General features: G+C 71.4%; 21 protein-coding genes. 11 read left to right on the top strand and 10 right to left on the bottom strand.

All coding sequences use genetic code 11. The annotated features are described in order from the left end of the window. Positions 1-13 precede the first annotated feature (13 nt). Positions 14-142 carry a hypothetical protein gene (locus OG885_RS44575; protein ID WP_405743282.1) on the top strand — a complete coding sequence of 43 codons (129 nt, stop codon included), beginning with the start codon at positions 14-16 and terminating at the stop codon, positions 140-142. A gap of 75 nt (positions 143-217) precedes the next feature. Further along, entirely contained in the window at positions 218-562 is a 345-nt protein-coding gene (locus OG885_RS44570) for a DUF6059 family protein (RefSeq protein WP_331728985.1), read from the top strand. A 43-nt stretch (positions 563-605) separates the two neighbouring features. On the opposite strand, the gene OG885_RS44565 is transcribed toward OG885_RS44570, so the two are convergent. The 9 genes from OG885_RS44565 to OG885_RS44525 all read right to left on the bottom strand — a co-directional run bounded on the left by OG885_RS44565 (position 606) and on the right by OG885_RS44525 (position 9093). Further along, positions 606-1583: a ketoacyl-ACP synthase III gene (locus OG885_RS44565; protein WP_331728982.1), complete on the bottom strand. Its 978-nt coding sequence runs from the start codon at positions 1581-1583 to the stop codon at positions 606-608. A gap of 164 nt (positions 1584-1747) precedes the next feature. Beyond that, on the bottom strand, positions 1748-2917 hold the full coding sequence (locus tag OG885_RS44560; RefSeq protein WP_331728979.1) for a hydroxymethylglutaryl-CoA synthase: 1170 nt from the start codon (positions 2915-2917) through the stop codon (positions 1748-1750). A gap of 3 nt (positions 2918-2920) precedes the next feature. After that, the gene (locus tag OG885_RS44555) at positions 2921-3982 is read right to left on the bottom strand and encodes a hydroxymethylglutaryl-CoA reductase (RefSeq protein WP_331728975.1); all 1062 of its coding nucleotides are present in this window, start codon (positions 3980-3982) and stop codon (positions 2921-2923) included. Next, complete coding sequence (gene fni / locus OG885_RS44550) at positions 3979-5073, bottom strand: type 2 isopentenyl-diphosphate Delta-isomerase (RefSeq protein WP_331728973.1); 1095 nt, start codon at positions 5071-5073, stop codon at positions 3979-3981. Before fni ends, OG885_RS44555 begins: the two co-directional genes overlap by 4 nt. Further along, positions 5070-6182, bottom strand: coding sequence for a phosphomevalonate kinase (locus OG885_RS44545; protein ID WP_331728971.1), 1113 nt, complete (start codon positions 6180-6182; stop codon positions 5070-5072). The genes fni and OG885_RS44545 overlap by 4 nt, the downstream gene beginning before the upstream one ends. Beyond that, the gene (gene mvaD, locus OG885_RS44540; protein WP_331728968.1) at positions 6182-7237 is read right to left on the bottom strand and encodes a diphosphomevalonate decarboxylase; all 1056 of its coding nucleotides are present in this window, start codon (positions 7235-7237) and stop codon (positions 6182-6184) included. Before mvaD ends, OG885_RS44545 begins: the two co-directional genes overlap by 1 nt. Then, complete coding sequence (mvk, locus tag OG885_RS44535) at positions 7227-8180, bottom strand: mevalonate kinase (RefSeq protein WP_405743278.1); 954 nt, start codon at positions 8178-8180, stop codon at positions 7227-7229. Before mvk ends, mvaD begins: the two co-directional genes overlap by 11 nt. Positions 8181-8272: 92 nt before the next feature. Further along, a complete protein-coding gene (locus OG885_RS44530) occupies positions 8273-8470 on the bottom strand; it encodes a hypothetical protein (RefSeq protein ID WP_109499984.1) in 198 nt (65 codons plus the stop codon). Continuing rightward, a complete protein-coding gene (locus OG885_RS44525) occupies positions 8467-9093 on the bottom strand; it encodes a hypothetical protein (protein WP_331728955.1) in 627 nt (208 codons plus the stop codon). The genes OG885_RS44530 and OG885_RS44525 overlap by 4 nt, the downstream gene beginning before the upstream one ends. Before the next feature lie 554 nt (positions 9094-9647). On the opposite strand from OG885_RS44525, the gene OG885_RS44520 reads away from it, so the two are divergent. The 5 genes from OG885_RS44520 (at position 9648) to OG885_RS44500 (ending at position 17485) form a co-directional block, all read left to right on the top strand. Next, positions 9648-11633 (top strand): FAD/NAD(P)-binding protein, encoded by a 1986-nt coding sequence (locus OG885_RS44520; RefSeq protein WP_331728952.1) that lies wholly within the window; start codon positions 9648-9650, stop codon positions 11631-11633. Continuing rightward, positions 11630-13060, top strand: coding sequence for a 3-carboxy-cis,cis-muconate cycloisomerase (pcaB, locus tag OG885_RS44515; RefSeq protein WP_331728949.1), 1431 nt, complete (start codon positions 11630-11632; stop codon positions 13058-13060). Before OG885_RS44520 ends, pcaB begins: the two co-directional genes overlap by 4 nt. Before the next feature lie 367 nt (positions 13061-13427). Further along, the gene (locus OG885_RS44510; protein ID WP_405743275.1) at positions 13428-14939 is read left to right on the top strand and encodes an FAD-dependent oxidoreductase; all 1512 of its coding nucleotides are present in this window, start codon (positions 13428-13430) and stop codon (positions 14937-14939) included. Positions 14940-15284: 345 nt separating this feature from the next. Further along, on the top strand, positions 15285-16994 hold the full coding sequence (locus OG885_RS44505; protein WP_331728943.1) for a cytochrome bc complex cytochrome b subunit: 1710 nt from the start codon (positions 15285-15287) through the stop codon (positions 16992-16994). 134 nt (positions 16995-17128) lie between these two features. Then, positions 17129-17485 (top strand): DUF3099 domain-containing protein, encoded by a 357-nt coding sequence (locus OG885_RS44500; protein WP_331728939.1) that lies wholly within the window; start codon positions 17129-17131, stop codon positions 17483-17485. Positions 17486-17564: 79 nt separating this feature from the next. Here OG885_RS44500 and OG885_RS44495 read toward each other — a convergent pair whose 3' ends face one another. Further along, positions 17565-18323 (bottom strand): sigma factor-like helix-turn-helix DNA-binding protein, encoded by a 759-nt coding sequence (locus OG885_RS44495; RefSeq protein ID WP_331728936.1) that lies wholly within the window; start codon positions 18321-18323, stop codon positions 17565-17567. A 272-nt stretch (positions 18324-18595) separates the two neighbouring features. Between OG885_RS44495 and OG885_RS44490 the strand changes: the two genes are divergently transcribed. The 4 genes from OG885_RS44490 (at position 18596) to OG885_RS44475 (ending at position 22951) form a co-directional block, all read left to right on the top strand. Continuing rightward, complete coding sequence (locus OG885_RS44490) at positions 18596-19693, top strand: polyprenyl synthetase family protein (protein WP_331728933.1); 1098 nt, start codon at positions 18596-18598, stop codon at positions 19691-19693. Between the two features lie 249 nt (positions 19694-19942). Continuing rightward, entirely contained in the window at positions 19943-21127 is a 1185-nt protein-coding gene (gene aroC, locus OG885_RS44485) for a chorismate synthase (protein WP_331728929.1), read from the top strand. A gap of 82 nt (positions 21128-21209) precedes the next feature. Beyond that, a complete protein-coding gene (locus OG885_RS44480; protein WP_331728927.1) occupies positions 21210-21716 on the top strand; it encodes a PhzA/PhzB family protein in 507 nt (168 codons plus the stop codon). A 47-nt stretch (positions 21717-21763) separates the two neighbouring features. Continuing rightward, a complete protein-coding gene (locus tag OG885_RS44475) occupies positions 21764-22951 on the top strand; it encodes a 3-deoxy-7-phosphoheptulonate synthase (RefSeq protein ID WP_405743272.1) in 1188 nt (395 codons plus the stop codon). The last annotated feature ends 19 nt before the right edge of the window (positions 22952-22970 follow it).

Genomic DNA, 22970 nt, shown 5'->3' with positions numbered 1-22970 from the left:
GCAGGAGGAGCAGGTGTACGACACCCCGGAAGAAGACGGCAGACAGTCCCAGGACATCCACGTCCTCGCCCCGCCGCTCCGGCTCGCGGGCATCGACGAGGACGACTCCTGGGAGCCCCACGTCGTACGCGGCATCGACTGACGCCACCCTGCTCCACCGGTCCACGAGTGGGCGTTGGCAGTTTCCGACGAGCGGCTATGCGGAGGGGGTGCGGACATGAACGGTCTGCTGCGCGGCGGTGCGCGATGGTTGAGGGACCGCTGCCTGTGGCCGCTCTGGCGGTCCCTGGCGGCCTTCGGAGCCATGCATCTCGGCACCGGAACGCCCCAGGGCCAGGGCCTCGGCCACGGCCAGGACATGGCTGATCCCGCCGCCGGCTCCCGCGGGTTCCTCGCGGGTCAGCTCTGGCGACGGTTTTTGGTGCTGCCGCCGGGGGTCGGTGGGCCACCGCCCGCCCACCCCGAGCGACTGCGTGCTGATCTGCCGCTGTCGGCGCAGGAACGGCTGCTCGCCCGGGACCTGTGGCCCGGTTACGAACAGCGCGTCCGCGACACCAACTGACTCACCGTTCCTGACTCACCATTCCTGGTTCATTGCTCCTGGCTCACCATTCGATGAGGGCGAGCCCTGCGGCCATGCCGCCGCCGAAGCCGGCGAGGAGGATCAGGTCACCCCGGTGCAGGGCGCCTGCTCGGTGCGCCGCGTCAAGGGTGATGGGGATGGAGGCGGCGCCGGTGTTGGCGTAGGTCTCCAGGGTCTTGTGCATGGTGGCGTTCGGCAGGGCCAGCTCGGTGAAGAGGTCGTCGAGCATGACGCCGTTGGCCTGGTGCGGGATGAAGTGACGGATGTCGTCGGGGACGACACCGGCCTCGTGCAGGAACTGCTTGACCAGCTGCGGGACATGGTCGGCGACGAAGCGGCGTACGCCCCGGCCGTCCATGGTGAAGTACTGCTGGCCCTCCTCAAGGGCCTCGGCCGTCAGGGGGGCGCGGCTGCCGCCGCCGGGGACCTTGATCAGGTCGGAGAGCTCACCGAAGGTGTGCAGGTCCAGGTGCCGGATCCGCGGCCCGCTCTCGCCCTGCCCCAGGACGATGGCGCCGGCTCCGTCGCCGAACAGCACGACGGTACGGCGGTCGGCGGGGTTGAGGATGCGGGAGTAGATGTCGGCGCCTATGACCAGGGCGTGGCCGCCCTTACGGGCCAGCAGGTTCTCCGCCGCCGACAGGGCGAACACCTCACCGGAGCAGACGGCGTTGACGTCGAAGGCGGCAGCGCCCGTCGCGCCGAGGTTGCGCTGGACATAGGAGGCGGTGGGGGGTTGGGGCCGGTCGGGGGTCGACGTGGCGACCACGATCACGGACAACTGCGCGGCCGTGATGCCCGCCGACTCCAGCGCGGCACGCGCCGCGGCGGTCGCCAGGTCCGACGTGGCCTCGCCGTCGGCGGCCCAACGCCGTTCGCGGAAGGCCGTCTTGGTGACGATCCAGTCGCTGTCGACTCCGGCCGGTGCGCCGACTTCGTCGTTGGAGACGATCCGGTCCGGTACGTAGGCACCCGTACCGATGATCCTGACATCCTGCATGCGAGTGCCGCCCCTCAAGTGATGTTCGAATAACTGTGCGAATGTGGGACCGGATCGTGCGGGCGCCCCCGGGGGCTGCCCGCACGAAAACGACTCCGGTCGGGCAACGCCCCAGGGGCGCGGGGAACTGCGCGACCAGCCCCCACGGCGCCGCAGTCGAACGCTCAGCGCGCTTGGTAGATCCGCTTGTGACCGCTGATCCCGGCCAGCCGGAACGGCCCCGTCGTCTGCTCCTCCGTGGCGTAGTCGCCCCCGTCCGTGGGGAACGACCGCTCGTGCAGGTCGCGGTAGCCGGCGTAGTCGACCGGCTTGCGCCGGTTGATGGCCTCGTGGTTCGCCTCGGTGCGCAGCTGGTCCCGGTAGCCGGCGACGACCGTACCGGCGAAGAACTCGGCCACGCTGCCGGAGCCGTAGCTGAGGAAGCCGATGGACTTGCCGGTCAGGTCGTCGGACTGGTCCAGCAGCGCCGACAGACCCAGGTACACGGAGGCCGTGTAGCTGTTGCCGACCACCGTGTTGTAGGCCGTGGTCAGGCCGATGGCCTGCGCGATGGCGTCCTTGTCGGTGTCCTGGCCGCAGTAATTCAGAAGGTGGCGGTGGGCCTTGAAGGCCATCTTCGTGAACGGCTGGTGGTAGCAGAACGCGGCGAACTCCTCCAGGCCGCGTCCGCCCTGCTCGCTGTAGTCCTTCCAGGTGCCCTCGACGGCCTGGAGGTAGGCGTTGATGGACTCGTGGCCGTCGACCAGCGCGGTGTTGAGGTAGTTGGGCCGCCAGAAGTCCATGACGTCGGCGGTGAACAGGCCCGACGGGTCCTCGATGCGCACCAGGGCCGGGTCGAGGCTGACCAGCATGGCCACGGCCGCCGCGCCCTGCGTCGCCTCGCCGGGGCTGTCCAGCTCGTACTTGGAGACGTCACTGGCGATCACCAGGACCTGCTGGGCGGGGTCGCGCTGCACCAGGCCGATGGCGAACTGGAGGGCGGCCGTGGCGCCGTAGCAGGCCTGCTTCAGCTCGACGACACGGGTCGCCGAGGGAAGTCCGAGCAGCGAGTGGACGTACACGCCCGCCGACTTCGCCTGGTCGATCGAGGACTCGGTGGCGAAGACGACCGTACGGATACGCTCGCTGCCGTGCCGGGCGATGATCGGCGCGGCGGCCGTCGCGGCGAGGGTCACGATGTCCTCGTCGGCGGCGGGGATGCTCATCGAGTGCTGGCCGATGCCGACGTGGTACTTGCCGATCTCGGTGCCGTTGTAGTCGGCCAGCGCGGTGTGCGGCAGCACGAACTCGCCCGTGGCGAACGACAGATCGTGGATTCCTATGGAGAGGGACATGACCTAGACACCAACCTTTGCGGTCTTGTTGTCGCGTTCCAGCTGGACGTGCGCCCGCATGAGCTCACCGGGGTTGGTCTGCGCCGCGAGCAGCGAGAGTTCGCCGCACAGCACCGTGGCCGCCGCGAGGACAGCGAGGCGGCGGGCGTTCTCGCCGGGCGCGGCCTCGGCCCGGCAGCCGAGCCGGGTCAGGTTCGTCTCCACGAAGCCGAGACCCTTGCCGTTGCCGACCGTGCCGACGATCAGGTTCGGCAGGGTGCAGGCGAAGTAGAGGTCGCCGTCGCGGTCCTCGGCCATCACGACGCCCTGCGAGCCCTCGATGATGTTGGCCGCGTCCTGGCCGGTGGCCAGGTAGAACGCGAGCAGCATGTTCGCGTAGTGCGCGTTGGCCGAGCGGATGCCGCCGGCGAGGAGGGTGCCGAGCAGGTTCTTGCGGATGTTCAGCTCGACGATCTTCCCGGCGGTGGTGTGCAGCACGTCGCTCACCACGTCACGCGGGATGAGGATCTCGGTGACGACGTTCTTGCCGCGGCCGAGGATGCCGTTGATGGCGGTGGCCTTCTTGTCCGTGCAGTAGTTGCCGGAGATCGAGCCGTAGGAGATGCCCGGGATCGTCTTGAGAAGGTGCGCGAGCAGGGCGTCGGAGGCGAGGGTCGCCATGTTGTGGCCCGAGGCGTCGCCGGTGGTGAACTCGAAGCGGATGAACAGCAGGTTGGCGTTGATCTCGTGCCGGATGCCGATGAGCTGGGCGAACCTGCTGCACCCGCGCACCACCTCGCGCAGCTCGTCGATACGGGCCTCGATGGTGCGGGCGGCCGTCAGGGCGGTCTGGGCGTCGACGGCCTCGACGAGGACCGAGCGGGTCATCCGCTCGTCGACGAGGGTGGCGACGATGCCCTTCTCGGCCAGCCGGGAGACCTTCGCGCCGCGGCCGACGGACGGCCACAGCGGCGACTCGTAGGTGGCCAGCGGAACCTGGGTCTCGGTGGTGGCGACGTTCCCCGAGATGCGCAGGGGGCCGACCCAGCGCATGGGGACGCCGGCGATCGCGTGTGCTTCGGTCATCGTGAGCTTCCTGTCATCTCGGTGAGGGCGTCGATGGAGCTGGAGCGCTGGGCGAACCGCCGGGTGTCGATGCCCCGGTCGACACAGAAGTCGCGGAGCTCGCCGTGGATCAGCAGGTCGCAGTGGGCGAGTTCGGCGGGCGTGCGCGCGCCGAGCATGGTCTGGAGGGCGGCCAGCTGGTCGAGCCAGGTGGAGATCTGCGCGACGAGCGCGGAGACACCACCGTCGACCAGGGTCCGCAGGAACCCGCCGGAGGAGCCGACGGCACGGGCGCCGAGGGCGAGGGCGCGGGTCACGTCCAGCGGGTTGCGGACCCCGCCGGAGGCCAGCACGGGGATGCCGACGTCCTGCGCGTCGAGGAGGCAGGCGACCGTGGACTGGCCCCAGTTGTGCAGGAACGCGTAGTCGGCGAGCTCACGCCGGCCGTTCTCGATCCGGGCGAAGTCCGTGCCGCCGCGGCCACTGACGTCCGCGACCTGCACACCCAGGTTGGGCAGCGCGAGGATCGTCTGCCGGCTCAGACCGTTGCCGACCTCCTTGACGATCACGGGGACGTCGACGCCGGCCGCGATCCGCTCGATCTGTGCCGCCCACGAACCGAAGGAGCGGTCGCCCTCCGGCATGGGCGTCTCCTGCGCCGTGTTGAGGTGGATCTGCAGCGCGTTCGCCTCGATGAGGTCGATGGCGCGGCGCGCGTTGTCGACCGACGCCGTCGCGTTGACGTTCGCCAGCACGAACCCGTCGGGGTTCTCACTGCGCAGCACCCGGAAGGTCTCCGCGCAGGACGGGTCCTTGAAGTAGGCGTGCATGGAACCCGACGCGATCGCCACCCCGGTCTCCCGGGCGGCGGTGGCCAGGTCCCGGTTGATGGCACCGGTCTTGGCGCTGCCGCCGGTCATCGCGTTGATGTAGAGCGGCGCCTGCCAGGTGATGCCGGCGAAGCTCGTGGCCAGGGACACGTCCGGGCGGTCGATGCCGGCCAGGGCGTGGTGCACGAACGACACCTCGTCGAACTGGTTGCGTCCGCTGTGCGCGTGCTGCTGCTCCATGGCGAGCCGGACGTGGTCGTCCTTGCGCTGAGCGCTACTCATGCTTCGTTCCCTTCCAGGGCGGGACGCAGGGGCAGGGGCAGCACCCCGGCCGCGGCCCACCGTTGACGTACCTGCGAGATGTCGTGCGCGGCGCGCTCGTCGAGCAGGGCGATACCGCAGTCGCCGCCGCCCGCCCCGGAGGGCTTGGCCGCGCCGCCGACCGCTTCGGCCGCGTCGCACAGCGCGGTCAGTTCGGGCGTGAAGATGCCGAGGCCGACCTCGTCGTCCAGCCGGGCCAGCTCCTGCCGGGCCCGCCGGATCTCGTGCAGCAGCGCGGGGCCGTCGCCGTCCTCCAGCGCGGTGACCGCGGCCTGGACGAAGTCGGCGGTGGTCGCGATGAACTTCTGGTGCGAGGCGCTGCCCCGCCAGGTCCGGCGCCGGTGCAGGTCGGAGACGAGGGCCTCGGTCGAGGCGGGGCTCTTGGTCCAGCCGACCTGGAAGGACAGCCCGGCCGGTGCCGGCAGCCGCCGTACCGAGAAACCGGGCCAGGGCGCCCGCAGCGCCTCCGCCACGCCCCGGGCGCGGGCCAGGTCGAGGACCTGCGCCCGGTCGGGGGCGCGGTAGGCGATCCAGCCGCCCCAGGTGCTGGCGGCGAGATCACCGCCCGAACCCTTCGGCTCGATACGGGCGGTGGCGAGCAGCGCCAGCCGGAACCGCTCCTCGGTCGTGAGCCGCAGACCGCAGTACGACGTCACCGCGTCGACGGTCGCCACCGTCACCGCGCCGCTGGAACCCAGGCCGTACTTGCGGCCGTGCTCGTGCAGGGTGCTGCTGATCGACACCTTCAACGGCGGTACGGGCAGCCCGCGTTCGTCGAGCAGCTCGGCCACGGTCTCGACCGCGGACACCACATGCGGCATCCGCCCGTCGCCCCCGGCCAGCCGGCCGCCGCGCCGGCGCAGCCGCACCGGCCGCGCGCCGAGGTCGGAGTCGACGACGACATCGGCGTCGGCCTCGGCGTCAGAGGCCTCGGGCTCGGACGCGGTGACGGTGATGTACCGGTCGACGGCCACCAGGATCGCCTGGTTGCCGGGCTCGACCACCGCGTACTCACCCGCGACGAACAACTTGCCCGGCGCGCGCCGCGCCACGGCCCGCTGACCGGCCATCACACGCCCTCGTCCAGCAGCCGGGCACCCGGCCCGGGCACGGCGACGTGCACCGAACCGCCCGCGGCGGCCTCGCGTACGACCGCCGCCACCCGGTCCGTGTCCGCGCGCCGGCACAGCACCTTGACGTTCGGTCCGGCGTCCATCGTCACGTACGCCGGAACCCCGTCGCGGCGCAGTCGCAGCACGCTGTCGATGACGGTGAGCGAGGCCGGCGACATGTAACGCACCGCGGGGCGCGCCGCCAGCATCGTGGCGTGCATACCGAGCGCGTTGCGTTCGGCGATCTCACCGACCGCCTCCAGGTCACCGCGCCCCAGCGCCGCCCGCATGTCCACGAGGTCGGCCTTGCTGGACTCCGCCCACGGCTCGAACAACGGGGAGGTGTCCATGGTGCGGCGCATCGCCGTACGGCTGGACACCTCCTTGGGGCCCGCGTTGACGACCGCGACGACCAGCGCCGGGTCGAGCCGGGCGGCGTCCACCGGTTCGGCGTACGAGCTCGCGTCCGCCTCCTGCGGGGTGCCGGTGGGCGTGCCCGCGTGCCAGACGGCGAAGCCGCCGAAGATCGACCGCGAGGCCGAGCCGGAACCGCGCCGGGCCAGCCGTGACAGGCCCCGCGCGTCCAGATCGAGCCCGTAGGCGGCGGACGCGGCGACGGCCAGCGCGGCGAACCCGCTGGCCGAGGACGCGAGTCCGGCCCCGGTGGGCACGGTGTTCTCGGTGTCGACGACGGCCCGCAGCGCGCTGCCCGCCCGCTCCCGGACCAGGTCCAGGAACGCGACGATGCGGCGCTCGGCCTCACCGGTCGCGGGCCGCCCGTTGAAGACGACCGTGTCCTGCCCTGCCTCGGGGGCGAGGCGGACGCGGGTGGTCGTGGGGAACACGGACAGGGTCATCGACAGGCTGTCCGTGCGGGGCAGGAACAGCTTCTCGTCGCTCTTGCCCCAGTACTTGATGAGCGCGATGTTCGGGTGCGCGACGGCGGTCGCGACCGGCTGTTTGGCACGTACGGTCTGCTGATCCGTTCGTACGGTCGGCTGGTCAGTGTGCATGGTCGGCGACCCTCCTCAGCGGCACGACCCACGTCTGGACGGCGCCGGCCTCGTGCAGTTGCCGGGCGACCTCGCGGGCCTGCTCCGGCTGGGTCAGGGCGAGGACACAGCCGCCCAGGCCACCGCCGGTGATCTTGGCGCCGAGGCTGCCCGCCTTCAGCGCGCCCTCGACCATGGCGTCGATCCGGTCGGTGCTCAGCCCGGCGGCCCGCATCAGCTCGTGGTACGCCGTCAGCAGTGCCCCGAGCCGCTCCGACCTGCCGTCGGCGAGGGCCACTTCGGCCGCGTCGACGAGCCGGGTCGCCCGGCGCAGGAACCGCTCCTGGGCCCCGGCCTCGCGCTGGAACCCGGACCGCAGCAGCGCTACGGCTTCCTTGGTGCTGCCGGCCGTACCGCTGTCCGCGAGGATGAACAGGCCCTCGCAGCCCACGGTCAGATCCCGGGCCTGGCCCGCCTGGAAGCGCAGCGGGGCCGCCGCGCCGACGGCCATGGCGTCCACGCCGCTGGCCCGGCCGTGCGCCACGTTCTCGGCCGTCTGCACCAGCTCGAACGCCGTACTGCGGTCCAGCTCACGGTCGAAGAGATCGGCCAGGGCCATGACGATCGCCCGCGAGTGGGCGGCGCTGGAACCGAGCCCGCGACCGAGCGGGATGGCACCGTCGAGGATCACGTCCAGGTGCCGGGTGCCGGTGATGCCCATGCGCTCCTTGAAGGCATGGGTCAGCTGACGCAGACCGTCGGAGGCCCACGTCACCACCGCGCGGGACGCGGAACCGGTCATGGTGAAGGACAACTCGCCCTGCGCATCGCCGGTCGGCGTCGACCATCCGGCGCTCGCCGTGGCCGTGAGCTGCGGAATCGGCAGCGCCAGCGCCGGCGCCCCGTACACGACCGCGTGCTCTCCCAGCAGGATGGCCTTGGCATGGGCGCGGCCGATGCCCACGGAGCGAGCCCGGCGGCTTCCCGGCACTCCTTCCAATGAGGTCGGTAGTGTCAACCCACTCAGCTCCCCTTGTCGTTTCTGCGCTGCGGCGTTCACGGGCAGGTGCGCGGACGGCGCTGCAGGGCGATCTCCGTCAGCTCGTCGATGTCGAATTCCGAGCGGCAGTTCGGCGCGCCGTAGCGGGTGATCTTCCCGCGGCTCACCCATTTACGAATGGTCGCCTCGGACACCCCCACGGCGAGCGCCGCCACATTCGTGGGGACAAGCCGGTGACGTGGCGGTTTCATCATGCGGTGACACCCTTTCGCTGCTGCTCCATGAGCCGCCTCAGGTTCAGCCATTCGTGCATTTCCCAGGAATGTCCGGCCGAGCATTCGATGCTGCCGTTACCAGTGACCCCGCCATTCAGCGCGGGCCTCATCGTTCCTTCGCAGTCGTCCATGGCGCACTGGCGGACGAGGGCGTTCACACTGCTGGGATCGGGGTCGATCGTGCCGCGCAACTCAACGACGAGGCCCTCGATCTCGTCCACGAAATCGGCGGCCGGCGGCTGCGCCGCGAGCCACTCCAGATGCCGTGCCAGAAACCTCGACAGCTGCGGAACGGAATGCGCCGGAGCCGGGACTCCCCGCTGCTCCACGACGATCTCCGACCAGGAAACGAGAGTCTCGAGGATGTTGTGCCGGGCATCCAGCACCGAGATGTTCAGGTAGTCCCGCCGCGCACTGCCCGACACCTTCGTCGGGTTGGTGCGCCGGGGCGTCGGCGACACATGGTGCAGGCTCTCCTGGTGCAGCCCGGGCAGCGCGCGCAGATCGCGCTCCACCTGACCCAGGCAGTCGGCGCACAGCAGTGACCCGGTGCCGGCGCGCCGCTCGACGTCGTGGCTCCTGGGGCACGGGTCGGTGTTCATCGAATCTCCCTCACGAGGCGGCTCGCCGTCCGCGACCTCCGTGAAATTCCATGCGTTTTCCATGTCCCGTACCCCCGTCGATTTCCCAACTCCCGCGTGCGCGTGGGGCGCTCGCGGACCATTGCTTCTTCAGGGGAACTCCAGATTCCCATCCATATCCCCGGAGAGTCGGTGCGATTCCGTCCGAAGCGGAATCGGTGACGCTTTTCGATGAACGTACCGAGGGCTGACCGAGGCCTGCTGGAGTCCCGATACAGCCTTCTTCGCGGCTCGGCAGGGAGCCAGGACAGACCTGATCAGGAGACCGGCTTCCGTTTTCTCAAGCGGGGTTCAACCGGGATCTAAGCATTGGTTGAGCGACTGCCCCGACCGTTGCGGAGAAAGGAGGCGCTGTGGACGGTACGCATGCAGGCGAACGCGCAGTAAGCGTCGGACTCACCGCAAGGCCGCGCACGTCGGTGGCCGGTCCGAGGGTTCCGGGGGACCCGGTCCCGGCCGGCCGCCTGGACCAGCGCGACCCTGTCCTGCCCGTCGAGCGTGGAGGTACCGGTCACTTGAAGGTCTGTCTCGTCGGCGCCGGGCCGCGTGGCCTTTCCGTACTGGAACGGCTCTGTGCCCAGGAACGGAAATCGCCGCGCTGGGATGCCGTCACCGTCCACGTCGTCGACCCGGACCCCCCGGGCGCGGGACGGGTGTGGCGTCCTACGCAGTCCCGGCATCTGCTGATGAACACCGTCGCCTCACAGGTCACGGTCTACACCGACGCCAGCGTCCGCATCGACGGCCCGCTGGACGAGGGGCCGAGCCTGTACGAATGGGCCAAGGCCCTGGCCTCCAGCACCCTGGAGCCCGGCGCGGAGTGCGGCTACGACGAGGCCGCCCTCGCCGAGGCCGGCCGCCTCGGTCCCGACAGCTACCCCACCCGGGCCCTCTACGGCTCCTATCTCACCTGGGCGTTCCAGCAGGTCGTCGCCGACGCCGCCGCCCATGTGACGGTGCTGACGCACCCGGTGCGCGCGGTCGCTCTTGAGGACGAGACCGTGCGGACGGGCCCGCAGACCGTCGTCCTGGAGGACGGCACCCGGCTCACCGGCCTGTCCGCCGTCGTCCTCGCCCAGGGCCATGTCCCGGTCCGGCTCTCCGACACGGAAGCCGGGCTGACGGCCTACGCCGAGCGCAACGGCCTGATCTACCTCGCCCCGTCCAACCCGGCCGACGTCGACCTCTCCGGCATCGGCCCCGGCGAACCCGTACTGCTGCGCGGACTCGGGCTCAACTTCTTCGACTATCTCGCCCTGTTCACCTACGGCAGGGGCGGCGTCTTCACCCGCGTCGACGGCCGCCTGGTCTACCGGCCCTCCGGCCGCGAACCCCGGCTGTATGCCGGCTCCCGGCGCGGCGTGCCCTACCAGGCGCGCGGCGAGAACGAGAAGGGTGCCCACGGCCGCCACCACCCCCGGCTGCTGACCACCGGCTACATCGCCGAACTGCGCGCCCGCGCCCCGCACAGCGGCGCGATCGACTTCGCCGCCGACCTGTGGCCGCTGGTGTCCAAGGAGGTGTGCGGCGTCTACTACGCGGCACTGCTCACCGCACGCGGTGAGGCCACGGCCGCCGTCGACACCTTCGTCGAGGCCTATCTGCACGCCGAACCCGGCCCCGAGGAGGACCACCTCCTGGACGCCACCGGGGTCCCCGCCGCCGAACGCTGGGACTGGGAGCTCATAGCCCGTCCCTACGGCGACCGTGTCTTCGCCGACCGGGCCGCCTTCCGGGCCTGGTTGCGCGGGCACCTCGACGACGACGTGCGCCTGGCCCGTCAGGGCAACGTCAGCGGGCCCGTCAAGGCCGCCCTCGACGTCCTGCGGGACCTGCGCAACGAGCTGCGGCTCGCCGTCGACCACGCGGGCCTGACCGCCGAGTCCCACCGGGACCACCTCGACGGCTGGTACACCCCGCTCAACGCCTATCTCTCCATCGGCCCGCCCGCCTCCCGCATCGAGGAGATGGCCGCGCTCATGGACGCCGGCATCCTCGACGTGACCGGCCCCGGCTTGCGCGTCACCGCCGACGGCGACGACCCGCTGGGCCCCTGCTTCACCGCCACGTCGACCGCGATACCGGACGTGTCGATCCGGGCCACCGTCCTCATCGAGGCCCGGCTGCCCGAGATCGACCTGCGGCGCACCGCGGACCCGCTGATGAGCGGGCTGCTGGACACCGGCCAGTGTCAGCCGTTCACCATCCCCGGCCCGGGTGGAACCTACGAGACCGGCGGCCTGGCGGTGGGCGAGCGGCCCTACCACCTCCTCGACGCCCAAGGCGCCCCGCATCCACGGCGGTTCGCGTACGGCGTGCCCACCGAGTCGGTGCACTGGGTGACCGCCGCGGGCATCCGGCCGGGCGTCGGCTCGGTCACCCTGGAGGACTCGGACGCCATCGCGGCGGCGGTCCTGGCCCAGCCCGAACTGCCCGCGCACACAGCGGAGTCAGCCACGGTGACCCGGGCCGCCGCACCTCACACGAAGGCGATCGCATGACGCCCCCCTACGAGACCTCACGCGCGCACACCCTCTCCGCCCACCTGGACGCGGGGCTCCTCTCCCCGGTCCGGGCGGGCACCGAGGCCGAGGCGGCCGTCGGGGACGGCGCCTGGCTCCAGGCGATGCTCGACGCGGAGGCGGGCCTGGCCCGCGCCCAGGCCCGCTGCGGCACCGTCCCCGCCCAGGCCGCCGCGGCCATCACCGCCGCGGCCCGCGCCGACCTGCTCGACGTACGCGAACTCGCCCTGGCCGCGCGGGAGACCGCGAACCCGGTCGTGGGCCTGGTCAAGGCGCTCACCGCGGTCGTCGCCGAACACTCCCCGCAGGCCGCCGAGTACGTCCACCGCGGCTCCACCAGCCAGGACGTCTTCGACACCGGCGCGATGCTGGTGGCCCAACGGGCGCTGCGGCTGATCGTCCGCGATCTGCGGTCGGTCGCCGACGCCCTGGGCCGCCTCGCCGCCGCCCACCGGGACACGGTCACCGCGGGCCGCACCCTCGCCCTGCACGCCGTACCCACCACCTTCGGGCTCAAGGCGGCCGGCTGGCGGCAACTGGTCCTCGACTCCGTCGAGCGCCTGGAACGCATCGAACTGCCGGTCGCGCTGGGCGGCGCGGCCGGCACCCTCGCCGGCTACCTCCAGTACGCCGGTGAGGGCGCCGACCCCGCGAGGGTGCTCGACGAACTCGGCGCCGCCTTCGCCGACGAGACCGGTCTGGCCGTACCCGCCCTGCCCTGGCACGCCCTGCGCACCCCCGTCGCCGACCTCGGCGCGGCGCTCGCCCACACCACCGGCGCCCTCGGCAAGATCGCCGCCGATGTGCTGGTCCTGACCCGCACCGAGGTCGGCGAGGTCGCCGAACCCGCGGTCACCGGACGCGGCGTCTCCTCGGCGATGCCGCATAAACGCAACCCCGTACTCGCCACCCTGATCCGCTCGGCCGCGCTCCAGGTCCCCGCGCTGGCCACCGTCTTGCTGCAAGCCCTGCCCACCGAGGACGAACGGTCGGCCGGGATGTGGCACGCGGAATGGCAGCCCCTGCGCGAGGCCCTGCGGCTGACCGGAGGCGCCGCGCACACGGCCGTCGAACTCGCCCGCGGGCTCCTGGTGCGCCCGGAGCGGATGCGGGCCAACCTCGCCGCGACCGGCGGACAGCTCGTCTCCGAACGCGTCTCCGCCGTCCTCGCGCCGCGCCTGGGCAAGACGGCGGCGAAGGAACTGCTCACCCAGGCCTCGATGCTGGCCTCCCGCACCGGGCTCCCCCTGGCCGACGTCCTGGCCGACCTGCCCCAGCTCGCCGGCCTCCTCACCCGGGAGGAGGCGACCGCTCTCCTCGACCCGGCCGGCTACACCGGCCTCGCCGGCCCGCTCGTGGACCGGGCCCTGACGACCCCGGCCCACGCCCCGACCCCGTCGCCCTGACGGCGGGAACGAGATGGTGCGTACGGCGCGGGCGACGCCGTACGCACCATCGGTGCACCGCGATATCGGCGCCCCGCCCAGGGCCTGTCCGGCGGATCATGCCGCAGACGCGGGGGCTGGCACGCCGGCCTGCGGCGTTGTCGTCGGTTGCCGACGCTCCGCGTCGCCGCCCTCCTCCGCCTTGCATTCCGACGCGCCAGCCCCCGCTCACCCGCGTAGATGAGGCACCGCGGCTTTCCTGCGACCCGATCCGCCGGACAGGCCCTAGAGCCCCCCTCGAATGCCACTTGAGCCGCCGTCGAACCTGGTCGCGTCGGCTCCCGCGCGGCGCATGATGCAAACACAACGCACAGGGGAGGCGGCCGAGTTGAGTCTGGACGCACGTGTTGTCGACAGGGGCGGCGGCCACGGCCACGCCGTGGTGATCGGCTCCGGCCTCGCCGGGCTCACCGCGGCGCGGGCACTGGCGAACCTCATGGACCGGGTCACCGTCATCGAACGCGACTGGCTGCCCCGCGGCCCTGGCCGCCGCCGGGGTGTGCCCCAGGCACGCCACACCCACACCCTGACCACCACCGCCCACGAAGGCCTGGAGCGGCTGTTCCCCGGTGTCCGCCACGACCTCGTGCGGGCCGGCGCGGTCCGCGTCCGTGTCCCCGCCGACCTGCTGACGCTCGGCCCGGCCGGCTGGCTGCCCCGCTTCGACACGGGCCTGTCCCGGTTCAGCGCCGGCCGCGACCTGATCGACGCGGTGGTACGGGACCGGGTGCGCGCCGACCCCAAGGTGACCTTCCTGACCGACCAGGAGGCCGTCGCCCTTGAGGCCGGCCCCCAGGACACCGTCGCCGGCGTATGGGTCCGCGCCCGCGACCGCCGCTCACCGGACGGCCTCGCACCCCGGAGGCTGCTGTCCGCCGAGTTCGTGGTGGACGCCTCCGGCCGCGGCTCCCGCGTCCCCGAGTGGCTCACCGAGCTCGGCTACGCGCCACCGCGCGAGACCGTGTCCACGGCCGCGACGACCCACGCCACCACCCTCTACGCCCCACCCGTCGGCCATGTCGCCGACTTCGAGGGCATGCTGCTCATGCCCGCACCCGGCGACCCCCGCCGGGCCGTGCTCAGCCCTGTCGAGGGCGGCCGCTGGTCGGTCACGATCAGCACCGGCGACGACAGCCCCCCACCCACCGACCACACCGAACTCCTCGACACGGCCGGCTCGTTGCGCGACCCGCTGCTGCGCGACCTCATCGCGAACGCCACCCCGCTCGGCCCCGTCTACACCTGCCGTACCCGAAGCAGCCGACGGCACTACGAGCAACTGCGCCGCTTCCCCGACCAGTTACTCGTCGTCGGGGACGCCCTCGCCACCCTCGACCCGGCCCACGGCCACGGCATGACCCTCGCCGTGGAGGGCGCCCTCGCCCTGGAGCAGGTGCTCACCGCGCACGGCACCGCCGTCGGGATCAGCCACCGGCTGCGCCGGGCGCTGGCCCACCGCCTCGCCCCCGCCTGGCGGTCGGCCACCCACCCGCTCGATCCGCCGGAGGGCCTGCTCGCCCGGCTCGGCAGCCGGTACGGCTCCCGGCTCGCCGTCGCCGCCACCACCGACCGGCAGGCCGCGACCGAACTGCTCACCGCGCACGAGACCCTCGCTCCACCCGCCGCCCGCGCCCTGTGGGCCACCCTGCGCCCCCGAAGCGAGGCCGCCGCACCGCCACCGCCCACGGCCACCCACGGCCCCGACGCCCGCCGACGCCGTCCCGCCGCACCGACGGCACCCGTCATCGGCGTCGCCACCGGCTCCGTACGGCCCCGGCCCACCGGCTCCTCGGCCCACTGGCCCGCCGTGGCCCCGGCAGGAGAACGGCGACGACCGTGAACTGGGCCTGTCTTCACGCCACTTGGCGCGATCAATGCCGTCGCGGACGGCATCGCACACTCATACGCTCGGCCTCATGACTGAGGTGACTGAGGCGGAGCAACCAGCCGACCACGCAGAGCACTTGCGGCCACAGATCCGTCAACTCTCTCAAGGATCCCTTGAGTTGCCACTTGAGTATCACTTGAGCGCGGTTGTTCGCCCTTGCCGCGCGTCGATAGCGTTTCACCAGCTCCAGGGCACGGGCCCGCTTGCGCCGCGGCAGGCCACCACCATGACCGGCCGGACGCCGGCCGAACCGGGTGTGCCTGTGACGGCCGAGCGGCGACGGGAGGGCGCGCGGGTATGAGCACGACCGAGAGGGCGCCACACAGTGTGCGCACCACACCAGCCAAGGGCGAACGGATAGCGGACTGGGCAGACGGACGGCTCGGGATCTACAGCCTCCGGTTCCTGCTGCGCAAGGTGTTTCCCGACCACTGGTCGTTCATGTTCGGCGAGATCGCGCTCTACAGCTTCATCGTGCTGATCCTCACCGGCGCCTGGCTCACCATGTTCTTCGACCCGAGCATGAGCGAGACCGTCTACCACGGGTCGTACGTCCCGCTCCAGGGCATCCCGATGTCCCAGGCGTACGCCTCCACCCTCGACATCAGCTACGAGATCCGCGGCGGCCTGTTCATCCGGCAGCTGCACCACTGGTCGGCCCTGATCATGATCGCCGCACTGTGCGCACACACACTGCGGCACTTCCTGACCGGCTCGTTCCGCAAGCCGCGCGAGCTGAACTGGCTGATCGGCTTCATCATCCTGGTCCTGGTCACCCTGGAAGGCTTCGTCGGCTACTCACTCCCCGACGACCTGCTCTCCGGCACCGGCCTGCGCATCGCCGAAGGCGTCACGCTCGCCATCCCGGTGGTCGGCACCTATCTGACGCTGTTCCTGTTCGGCGGCGAATACCCGGGAACCGACATCATCCCGCGGTTCTACAGCATCCACATCCTGCTGATCCCGGGCATCGTGCTGGCGCTCACCGCGGCCCACCTGATCCTGGTCTTCTACCACAAGCACACCCAGTTCCGAGGCCCCGGCCGCACCGAGAACAACGTCGTCGGCCAGCCCCTGATGCCGCACTACACGGCCAAGGCGGGCGGGTTCTTCTTCCTCGTCTCCGGTGTGCTCGCGCTGCTGGCGGGCATCGCCCAGATCAACCCGATCTGGACCTACGGCCCCTACCGCGCCGACCAGATCTCCCAGGGCTCCCAGCCTGACTGGTACATGGGCTTCCTCGAAGGCGCCCTACGGGCCATGCCCGCCTGGGAGTTCGTGCTGCCCGGCGGCTACACCGTCAACATGGGCGTCCTGCTGCCGGCGGTCATCCTGCCCGCCCTCATGATCAAGATCTTCGCCGCGTGGCCGTTCCTGGAAGCCTGGATCACCGGCGACAAACGGGAACACCACCTGCTCGACCGGCCCCGCGAACAGCCCACCCGCACCGCGTTCGGCCTCGCCTTCGTCAGCTTCTACCTGGTGCTGTTCTTCGGCGGCGCCAACGACGTCCTGGCCGAGCACTTCCATCTGTCCCTGAACCAGATCACCTGGGCGGTACGGATCGGCCTCTTCGCCGTCCCGGCACTGACCTACATCATCACCAAGCGCATCTGCCTCGGCCTCCAGCGCCGCGACCGCGACAAGCTGCTCCACGGCCGCGAGACCGGACGCATCAAGCGGCTGCCGCACGGCGAGTTCGTCGAGGTCCACGAGCGCCTCGACCGCGAGACCGAGTACACCCTGCTGTCCAGGGAGATGCCCGAGATCCTGCCGGCCCCCGAGGCCACCGACGCCGACGGCGTGCCCAACCCCCACGTCCGCGAGGAGAAGCGGCGCCATCTGCTCAGCCGCTGGCTGTTCGGCGGCCAGATCGCCAAGCCCACCCGCGAGGAGATGCGGCACGCCCTGGAACACCTCGACCCCGACCACACCCCCTCACCCAACGGTCACGCCGCCCTCGAGGAGCGCGACCAGGACCGGCACCAGAACCAACAGGTCCACTGACCCGGCGCACGAGCGGAAACACCGGGTCGGTACAAGATGGCGGCGCGGGTGATCAGGGGACGGATCACCCGCGCCGCCGCTGTTTTCCCGCCCTTGTCCTCCGGCCACCGTGCCGGAGCATCCACGGAGGCCCGATGAGCCGAATCCCACGGCACCGGGACGAGCCCCGGGCCGAGTCCATCACCCGGGCCCGCCCCGGCCTGTCCCAGGACCTGCGCGGCCGTCAGCGCCGCTACGTCACCGCCATGCTGGTGCGCACCGCCTGCGTCGTCGTGATGGCGCTCACCTGGAACCGCTGGCCGGCCGTCGCGGTCTGCGCCCTGGCGGGCGGGGTCCTCATCCCGTACGTCGCCGTCGTCGCCGCGCAGGCGGGCTGGCGCCAGCAGCGCGGCGTACGACCCGAACTGGCCCGCCCCGTCACCGAACCCGCGCCCCGGGTCGTCCTCGAACCCACCCTGGTGCTGCCACCGGAACAGAACACGGCGGCCTGAGCCCCGACACACGAACAACGCCGGGCCGGACACCTTGAGGAAGGTGTCCGGCCCGGCGTGTGTCCGAGCTCTTGGGTTGTCAGCGCGCCCGGTCGGCCTCGCGGAGGATCGCGCAGGCCTCGGCCACCGGATCGGCGTGCCCACCGGGGTGCACGACCAGATGGAGACGCTGCGCCCGCCCGTCCTGGACGTCGAGCACCAGGGCATGCAGCACGGTGCCCTCCCGGTCGCGGAAGACCCAGCCGGCCCGGTCGCCCACCAGGGACTCGTCCAGGGTGATGCCGACCCGCGCGAGCGGCGGCACGATCGCCGAGAGCATCCGTGCGACGTTCTCGGCGCCCGCCACACACGTGGGCCACGGCAACGGTTCACGCCCGCCGTCACTGACCGTCGCGACCGCGTCGAGCAGCTGACGGCAGGCCTCCTCGGAACACCCGAGGGCCGCCGCGATCCGCTCGTCACCGCACCCGAACGCCTCCCGCAGCACGAACACCGCGCGCTCCAGCGGGGACAGCCGCTCCAGCACCATCAGCGCCGACAGCGACAGCGAGTCCGCCAGCTCCGCCGGCCGGTCCGGGTCGGCCAACCCGCTGTCGGCGAGCAGCGGCCCGACGACCTCACCGCGCGCCACCCGGGCCGACTGCAAGGCCCTGACCGCGATCCGGGTGACCTCGGCCGCCAGATGCCCCTCGACGGAGGCGGGCTGTTCCGGCGCGGCCATCCAGCGCAGCCAGGCCGCCTGCACCGCGTACTGAGCGGCGCGTGTCTCACCCAGGATGCGGTAGGCGATCGCGTACAGCAGAGGCCGCAGCTTCGTGAACTCGTCGGCTCTGCGCACAGCGGCTCCTCGGCAATGGCCCCGGGGGGGCGTGCCCGCCGTCAGGGGGGGCGACGGACGGGCACGCCTCGGGGGAGGGGGGATCCCAGCCCACTGTAAGAGCGGCCGACCGCCGATTTCTCTACCGGCAGCGGAAGTTCGAGTTCAAATGCAGTGAGGATCCACTGTCGGAGGGTGTTCGGCATTCAAGTCAATGGGACTCGACCGCATTTCAAGGGAATCCACCAATACTCGGGAGTCAAACTCCAATGACTCTCAGGGAAGTTGACGCAATGACGAGCACTCGAACCAGCCCCGTTCAGGCCGTCGAGGACGCGCTCCGCCGGTTCTTCGCCGACCGCAGGGACGAGGCCGCGGCGATCGGCCCGGCCTGCGTCGACGCGGTCACCGAGCTGGAGACGTATGTACTGCGCGGCGGCAAGCGCGTCCGCCCGACCTTCGCCTGGCTCGGCTGGCTCGGCGCCGGAGGCGACGAGAACGCCGACGGCACGGCTGGCGGTGCCACGGCCGAGTCGGTGGCCCGTATCGGCGCCGCACTGGAGTTGTTCCACGCCGCCGCCCTGATCCACGACGACGTCGTCGACGCCGCCCCCACCCGCCGCGGCGCCCCCGCCGCCCACGTCATGTTCGCGAGCCTGCACCGGGACGCCTGCTGGAACGGCGACGCGGAACTCTTCGGCACCGGCGCCGCGATCCTGACCGGCGACCTCGCCCAGGGCTGGGCCGAGGACCTCGTCCACACCTCCGGGCTGCCCGCGCCGGCGCTGGCCCGGGTGGTCCCGGTCTGGTCGGCCCTGCGCACCGAGGTGCTCTGCGGCCAGCTGCTCGACGTCACGGCCGAGGCGGCGGGCGAGGAGGACATCGACACACCCCAGCGCGTCAACCAGTACAAGACGGCCTCGTACACGGTGGAACGCCCGCTGCACATCGGCGCCGCCATCGCCGGCGCGGACGCCGAACTCATCGCCGCCTACCGCGCGTTCGGAAGCGACATCGGCATCGCCTTCCAGCTCCGCGACGACCTGCTCGGCGTGTTCGGCACCCCCGAGGAGACCGGAAAGCCGTCCGGCGGCGACCTCATCCAGGGCAAGCGCACCGTCCTGTTCGCGGCGGCGCTGAAGTACGCCGACCAGCGCGACCCGGACGCCGCGAAGTTCCTCCGCACGAAGATCGGCACCCCGATCACCGACGAGGAGCTGACCGCGATGCGCGCCGTCATCACCGACGTCGGCGCGGTGGACCACATCGAGCGTGACATCACCCGGCGCACCGAGCGCGCCCTCGCCGCCCTGCGGTCGAGCAGCGCCACCGATCACGCGAAGGACGAACTGACGGCGATGGCGATCAGCGCCACCCAGCGGACGTCATAATCTCTGCAATCCTTGGGAATTGCTCAACTCCCGCTCTATAAAAGCCCCTTGGGTGACTCAGGTCACCTCAAGGGGCTCTTGGTTTTCGCATTAGATGCGTGTCACAATTTCTGCACGTCCTCCCTGCCCAAATTCGCATCCGCGGCAGTGAGTTGACATCCGATCCGCCGGTTCGTAGCGGCACAAGGTGCCCTCCCGGCTCAGCTCCCCTTTCGACACCGTATTTCGATCTGTGGAGAACGCATGCCCATGAGCAGGTTGCGCTGGCTCACCGCGGGGGAGTCCCACGGTCCCGCGCTCGTCGCGACACTGGAGGGCCTTCCCGCCGGCGTGCCGATCACCACGGACATGGTGGCGGACCACCTGGCCAGACGCCGCCTCGGCTACGGCCGCGGCGCCCGCATGAAGTTCGAGCAGGACCAGGTCACCTTCCTCGGTGGCGTCCGGCACGGCCTCACGCTCGGCTCGCCCGTCGCCGTCATGGTGGGCAACACCGAGTGGCCGAAGTGGGAGCAGGTCATGTCGGCCGACCCCGTCGACCCGGAGATCCTGGCCGGACTCGCTCGAAACGCGCCCCTGACCCGCCCGCGTCCCGGTCATGCGGACCTCGCGGGAATGCAGAAGTACGGCTTTGACGAGGCTCGGCCGATCCTGGAGCGTGCCTCGGCCCGTGAGACGGCGGCCCGGGTGGCGCTGGGCGCGGTGGCCCGGTCGTACCTCAAGGAGACGGCCGGGATCGAGATCGTCAGCCATGTCATCGAGCTGTGCTCGGTGAAGGCGCCGCAGGGTGTGTACCCGACCCCGGCCGATGTCGAGAAGCTGGACGCCGATCCGCTGCGCTGCCTGGACGCGGACACGTCGAAGGCGATGGTGGCCGAGGTCGACCAGGCCCACAAGGACGGCGACACCCTGGGTGGTGTGGTCGAGGTCCTGGCCTACGGCGTGCCCGTCGGCCTCGGCTCGCATGTCCACTGGGACCGCAAGCTCGACGCCCGCCTGGCGGGTGCGCTGATGGGCATCCAGGCCATCAAGGGCGTCGAGATCGGTGACGGCTTCGAGCTGGCGCGCGTTCCCGGCTCCCAGGCGCACGACGAGATCGTCAACACCCCCGAGGGCATCCGCCGCGTCTCCGGCCGTTCCGGTGGGACCGAGGGCGGTCTGACCACCGGCGAGCTGCTGCGCGTGCGCGCCGCGATGAAGCCCATCGCCACCGTCCCGCGCGCTTTGCAGACCGTCGATGTGACCACCGGCGAGGCGGCGCCCGCCAACCATCAGCGTTCCGATGTCTCCGCGGTCCCGGCCGCCGGGATCGTCGCCGAGGCGATGGTCGCGCTGGTCCTCGCGGACGCGGTCGCCGAGAAGTTCGGCGGCGACAACGTGGTCGAGACCCGCCGCAACGTCCAGTCGTACCTCGACCACCTGCACATCAGCTGAACGTTCCCCGCGGGCAGCACCCTTCCCGCAGCTCCCGCAACCACCTTTTCCGAGCACACGAGCACACAAACAGGGGTTGACCGTGTCCGAATCCGTAGACGTAGACACCAAGGCGACGTCCGCCGCATTCACCGACGCGTCCGAGGTGCGGAGCCACAACCGCGCCATCGTCGAGCAGTACATGAAGACCCTCGGGCAGGACCGGCTGCGCCGCCACGAGCTGTTCACCGAGGACGGTGTCGGCGGGCTGTGGACCACCGACACCGGCTCGCCCGTCGCCACCCACGGCCGCGACCGGCTCGGAGAGCACGCCGTGTGGTCGCTGAAGTGCTTCCCGGACTGGGAGTGGTTCAACGTCCGCATCTTCGAGACGGACGACCCCAACCACTTCTGGGTCGAGTGCGACGGCCGCGGCAAGATCCGCTTCGGGGACTACCCCGAGGGCCTCTACGAGAACCACTTCCTGCATTCCTTCGAGTTCGAGGACGGGAAGATCAAGCGCCAGCGCGAGTTCATGAACCCGTTCCAGCAGCTGCGCGCCCTGGGCATCCCGGTCCCCGAGATCAAGCGCACCGGAATCCCCACCTGATGACGCCCCCTGGCACGAACGACCACCCCGCTGGATCGGAGATCGGCATGAACGAAGTCGTGAAGGACGTCACCCGGGACATCCGTGTCCGTGAGGCGTTGCAGCAGCCCGAGTGGAGCGACCTGCTCCAGCTGAGCCGGGTCGGCGAGGCGCTCGCCTCCCGCCCCACCCTCGTACAGCCCGACGACGTGGCCACCATGCGCACCCTGCTCGGCAAGGTCGCCGCCGGTGAGGCCCTGGTCGTGCAGTCCGGTGACTGCGCCGAGGACCCGCAGGACTGCACCCCCGAGCACGTCGCCCGCAAGGTCGCCGTCCTGGACCTGCTCGCCGGGGCGCTCGGCCTGATCACCGGCAAGCCCGTCCTGCGTGCCGGGCGTATCGCGGGGCAGTTCGCCAAGCCCCGCTCCAAGCCCACCGAGATCATCGACGGCGTCGAACTCCCCTCGTTCCGTGGGCACATGGTCAACGCGCCCGAGGCGGACGCCGAGAGCCGGCGCGCCGACCCGCTGCGCATCCTCACCGGCTACATGGCCGCCAGCGACGTCATCGACCACCTCGGCTGGCGCGAGCGCGGCGCGGGCCGCGACGTCGTCAACCCCCGCGTGTGGACCAGCCACGAGGCGCTGCTCCTCGACTACGAGGTGCCCATGCTCCGCGTGGACGAGCAGGGCCGGCTGTTCCTCGGCTCGACCCACTGGCCGTGGATCGGCGAGCGCACCCGTCAGGTCGACGGCGCCCATGTCGCCATGCTCGCCCAGGTCAGCAACCCGGTCGCCTGCAAGGTCGGGCCCTCCATGGAGCCCGAGGAGCTGCTGGCGCTGTGCGAGCGGCTCGACCCGTGGCGCGACCCGGGCAAGCTCACCCTCATCGCGCGGATGGGCGCCGGCAACGTCGCCGACCGCCTGCCGCGCCTGGTCGAGGCCGTGCGCGAGGCCGGCCACCCGGCGATCTGGCTGACCGACCCGGTGCACGGCAACACCGTCAACGCGCCCAGCGGTCACAAGACCCGCCTGGTGGAGACCCTCGCCCTGGAGGTCTCCCGCTTCGTCACCGCCGTACGCGACGCGGGCGGTGTCGCCGGCGGACTGCACCTGGAGACCACGCCCGACGACGTCACCGAGTGCGCCTACACCAAGGACGACCTGCACACCGTAGGCGAGCGCTACACCTCCTTCTGCGACCCCCGCCTCACCGCGCGGCAGGCCATGTCCGTCGTCGAGTCCTGGACCGCCTGAGACCCCACGCACCCAGCAG

It is taken from the genome of Streptomyces sp. NBC_00028, assembly GCF_045041065.1.
Taxonomy (GTDB): Bacteria; Actinomycetota; Actinomycetes; order Streptomycetales; family Streptomycetaceae; genus Streptomyces.
This window is presented reverse-complemented; position numbering and strand designations above follow the sequence as displayed.

Bases quoted from the DNA above. Each gene is read 5' to 3' on its own strand.
- OG885_RS44500 (WP_331728939.1), top strand. From the start codon at position 17,129: ATGAGCCGAATCCCACGGCACCGGGACGAGCCCCGGGCCGAGTCCATC.
- OG885_RS44505 (WP_331728943.1), top strand. From the start codon at position 15,285: ATGAGCACGACCGAGAGGGCGCCACACAGTGTGCGCACCACACCAGCC.
- OG885_RS44490 (WP_331728933.1), top strand. From the start codon at position 18,596: ATGACGAGCACTCGAACCAGCCCCGTTCAGGCCGTCGAGGACGCGCTC.
- pcaB (WP_331728949.1), top strand. From the start codon at position 11,630: ATGACGCCCCCCTACGAGACCTCACGCGCGCACACCCTCTCCGCCCAC.
- fni (WP_331728973.1), bottom strand. From the start codon at position 5,073: ATGAGTAGCGCTCAGCGCAAGGACGACCACGTCCGGCTCGCCATGGAG.
- OG885_RS44525 (WP_331728955.1), bottom strand. From the start codon at position 9,093: ATGAACACCGACCCGTGCCCCAGGAGCCACGACGTCGAGCGGCGCGCC.
- OG885_RS44530 (WP_109499984.1), bottom strand. From the start codon at position 8,470: ATGATGAAACCGCCACGTCACCGGCTTGTCCCCACGAATGTGGCGGCG.
- aroC (WP_331728929.1), top strand. From the start codon at position 19,943: ATGAGCAGGTTGCGCTGGCTCACCGCGGGGGAGTCCCACGGTCCCGCG.
- OG885_RS44560 (WP_331728979.1), bottom strand. From the start codon at position 2,917: ATGTCCCTCTCCATAGGAATCCACGATCTGTCGTTCGCCACGGGCGAG.
- OG885_RS44475 (WP_405743272.1), top strand. From the start codon at position 21,764: ATGAACGAAGTCGTGAAGGACGTCACCCGGGACATCCGTGTCCGTGAG.
- OG885_RS44545 (WP_331728971.1), bottom strand. From the start codon at position 6,182: ATGGCCGGTCAGCGGGCCGTGGCGCGGCGCGCGCCGGGCAAGTTGTTC.
- OG885_RS44555 (WP_331728975.1), bottom strand. From the start codon at position 3,982: ATGACCGAAGCACACGCGATCGCCGGCGTCCCCATGCGCTGGGTCGGC.
- OG885_RS44565 (WP_331728982.1), bottom strand. From the start codon at position 1,583: ATGCAGGATGTCAGGATCATCGGTACGGGTGCCTACGTACCGGACCGG.
- mvaD (WP_331728968.1), bottom strand. From the start codon at position 7,237: ATGCACACTGACCAGCCGACCGTACGAACGGATCAGCAGACCGTACGT.
- OG885_RS44570 (WP_331728985.1), top strand. From the start codon at position 218: ATGAACGGTCTGCTGCGCGGCGGTGCGCGATGGTTGAGGGACCGCTGC.